The 3,491-nt window shown below is 43.9% G+C and carries 4 protein-coding genes and 1 tRNA gene; all 5 read right to left on the bottom strand.

Annotated features, from left to right (window positions below; genetic code table 11):
- The coding region (locus tag A3761_RS14355) for a hypothetical protein (protein WP_197473052.1) at nt 1-221 on the bottom strand (221 nt) is incomplete at its 3' end.
- Between the two features lie 216 nt (nt 222-437).
- Nucleotides 438-514, bottom strand: a tRNA-Pro gene (locus A3761_RS14350).
- Between the two features lie 183 nt (nt 515-697).
- Complete coding sequence (locus tag A3761_RS14345; RefSeq protein ID WP_068507650.1) at nt 698-1,054, bottom strand: MerR family transcriptional regulator; 357 nt, start codon at nt 1,052-1,054, stop codon at nt 698-700.
- Nucleotides 1,032-1,337, bottom strand: coding sequence for an integration host factor subunit alpha (gene ihfA, locus A3761_RS14340; protein ID WP_068507652.1), 306 nt, complete (start codon nt 1,335-1,337; stop codon nt 1,032-1,034). Before ihfA ends, A3761_RS14345 begins: the two co-directional genes overlap by 23 nt.
- 3 nt (nt 1,338-1,340) lie before the next feature.
- Nucleotides 1,341-3,491: phenylalanine--tRNA ligase subunit beta (pheT, locus tag A3761_RS14335; RefSeq protein WP_068750393.1), on the bottom strand; the 2,151-nt coding region annotated here is incomplete at its 5' end.

The following is a 3,491-nucleotide window of genomic DNA, read 5'->3' as shown; positions in this document are numbered from 1 at the left end:
GCTAAATAAATAACATCATCACCGGTCCCGCCACCGGCAACTAGGACTCGAAACGACTGAGTAAAATCACGCTTACCCTCAAAAGCGTAATAATTAAGACAATCTAAGGAGCAGGGTTTGGAGACATAAAGATCTGTTTTCTCATTAGCAGGATCTCTTGCAGGGTAGGGATAATTCTCGTATTGCTGCCTGACTTCTTCAAGATATGTCCCTTCTTTCATAATGCCCTCATTTTTTTGAATAACGATCAATATTATTAAAACAAAAAATTATCAAACATAATCTTAGGGGAATGCAGACCTATATGTCTGTTAACTAAGTAGAATTTTCAGATTATGCATTAAACAAGGGAGTCTAGACTCTATGATGTACATTTTCACCCTATAATGGTAAAAGCTGCGACAGATGCTAAAAAACAGGAATTAAAAAAGAAAAATTGGTCGGGATGGCGGGATTCGAACCCACGACCACATGTCCCCCAGACATGTGCGCTACCAGGCTGCGCTACATCCCGAACGGTGTGAAACAAGAATTTGTTCACCAGGTTGATACTAGGTATCAGCTTACATGGGGGTAATCGACGGGTTTTAGGCCTGTCGACTTAAGTCGCGGGTATAATACCTTATGACGCTTTAGAAATAAATAAAAAACGCCGATAGTATCGGCGTTTTTTAAGATTACCTTATTACTTGAAAGCTTAGCTGTTTAGTACGTCTAAAACTTCTTCAAGCTCAGTGATCATTTGCTTGATCAATTCAGAGTTTTGCCCTGCAGGGCCCTCATCACCTTCATTGTGCAGTTTTTGCTTGGCACCACCGATGGTATAGCCTTGATCGTACAATAAACTACGAATTTGACGAATAGTCATGACGTCCTGGCGCTGATAATAACGACGATTTCCACGACGCTTTACCGGTGACAGTTCATCAAACTCTTGCTCCCAATAACGTAGAACATGAGCTTTGACTCCACATAAGTCGCTTACTTCTCCAATAGTGAAATAGCGCTTACCCGGAATCGGGGGTAATTCATTATTGTGACTGGGTTCCAGCATATTCTTCTACTTTTGCCTTTAATTTTTGTCCGGGTCTGAAAGTAACAACGCGTCTGGCAGAAATAGGAATTTCTTCACCAGTTTTAGGGTTACGTCCAGGCCTTTGTTTCTTATCGCGTAGGTCAAAATTACCGAAGCCAGATAGCTTCACCTGTTCATTGTGACCTAGGGCTCCAACAATTTCATCAAAGAACGCTTCCACCATTTCTTTGGCTTCGCGCTTATTTAGTCCAACTTCGTCGTATAGGCTTTCGGCCATATCAGCTTTTGTTAAAGCCGCCATGCGCTAGCTCCTTAATTTAGCTCCAAACTTAGCACTGAGTGCTGACACAATACGCTCAAAGGACTCGTTGATTTCTTCATCATTAAGAGTGCGATCACTTCGCTGCCATACCAGACCGAGGCCTAGACTCTTTCCGTTTTCAGCAAGATTATCACCTGAATAAACATCAAACACATTGAGATTAACCAGGTCTTCACCGGCATTATCTCTAACAATCTGCTCAACGTCTCGGAACGGTATCTCGTGATCGATCAATATTGCCAAATCCCGTCTAACTTCTGGGTATTTTGACACGCCATCAAAACTCGGCACTTGTCCTTGAACGGTTTCAATTAAGCATAGTTCAAACAAATAAACTGAGCCATTTAAATCCAAGGATTTTTGTAATTTAGGGTGAATAGCCCCTAAATAGCCGATTTTTTTACCATTTTTTACAATCTGTGCAGTCTGCCCAGGGTGTAAAGCAGCATGTTCACCCTTCTCGAAAGCGACTGTCGGGTCAATTGAGAACAATAAATTCTCAAGATCGGCCTTCACATCAAAGAAGTCGATTGCTCTGCTTTCATTACACCAGTTTTCGTTTTGAACAGTGCCTGAGACAACGCCCGAGATCATTCTAGTTTGAACAATCTCTTCGCCTTCTTGAACAAACTTTAGACCTGTCTCAAAAAACTTAACTCGGGGCTGCTGGCGCTTCTGGTTGTAGCTTAGTGCTTTTAGCAAGCCAGGCCATAAAGACGTTCTCATCACAGCCAAATCAGCTGAGATTGGGTTTGCCAAAGCGATACCCTGCTCTTCAGGCGTCACGAGCTTTTGTGTTTCTTCGTCAACAAAGCTGTAAGTGATTGCCTCCTGATAACCTAAACTCACCAAACGATCAGCCAGGTAGTCCTGCGGGAAGATATCTTCGTCGACGGCCCGCAGCTTCATTGAGCCTAATGCAGTCGTTTTAGGTAGTTTGTTATAGCCGTAGACCCGACCAATTTCTTCAATCAGGTCTGGTTCAATGGCAATATCGAAACGATAGCTTGGCACAGCAAAGGTCCACTGCCCCTCTGCTCGATCAACAACTTCAAGCCCAAGGCGCGTTAGAATCTCTTCTATTTCAGCTGTCTCTACCTTCAAGCCTAAGAGCGACTCAACTTTAGTTTCACGCAAGGTCACAGTCGAAGACTTAGGAAGCGTCTCTGCATCACTTTCTTCAACGATTGGGCCAGCTTTGCCGCCGACAATATCGATTAATAAGCGCGTTGCACGTTCCATTGCCTCGTGCTGCAGCGCATAATCAACACCTCGTTCAAAACGGTGTGAAGAGTCTGTATGCAAGCCATAAGAGCGTGCTTTACCCGCAATCGCCAAGGGTGCAAAGAAGGCACATTCCAAAAAGATGTTCTGAGTTGTAGCGCTAACACCTGAGGCTTCGCCACCCATGATACCTGCGATTGCAAGTGGAGTGTTTTCATCTGCAATAACCAAGGTGTCATCACGAAGTTCAACTTCCTGACCATCCAACAAGGTTAGTTTTTCAGCATTTTCAGCTTGACGTACATTGATTGAGCCATTCAGCTTATCTAAATCAAATGCATGCATTGGCTGACCGAGCTCAAGCAAAATATAGTTGGTTACGTCAACGGCAGGATCAATACTACGTAAACCGCAGCGACGTAACTTTTCTTGCAGCCATAATGGTGAAGGCTTAGTTAGGTCGACACCTTCAATGACGCGTCCCAAGTATTTAGGGCAGCCCTCTGTGTCTTGTAAGTTTACCTTGAAGGTAAGTTCACTCTCTGAAACCACTGACTCAATCTGTGGCTTAGTGACATTCTCTTTATTCAAGACACCGACTTCGCGAGCAAGACCCGCAATAGACAAACAGTCACTTCTGTTTGGCGTTAAATCAACATCGATACAGTTATCATCTAAACCTAGGTATTCGCGAATACAAGCACCTACGGGTGCATCAACAGGCAATTCCATCAAACCATCTGAAGATTCAGCCAAACCAAGCTCTGACTCGGCACTCAACATACCGAATGACTCAACGCCACGCAGCTTAGCTTTCTTAATCTTAAAGTTACCTGGCAACACAGCACCAATTTTCGCGAAGGGTACTTTTAAACCTTCTCTCACGTTCGCAGCACCACACACTACCTG

This window comes from Oleiphilus sp. HI0123 (genome assembly GCF_001635315.1).
This window is presented reverse-complemented; position numbering and strand designations above follow the sequence as displayed.

Bases quoted from the DNA above. Each gene is read 5' to 3' on its own strand.
- A3761_RS14345 (WP_068507650.1), bottom strand. From the start codon at position 1,054: ATGCTGGAACCCAGTCACAATAATGAATTACCCCCGATTCCGGGTAAG.
- ihfA (WP_068507652.1), bottom strand. From the start codon at position 1,337: ATGGCGGCTTTAACAAAAGCTGATATGGCCGAAAGCCTATACGACGAA.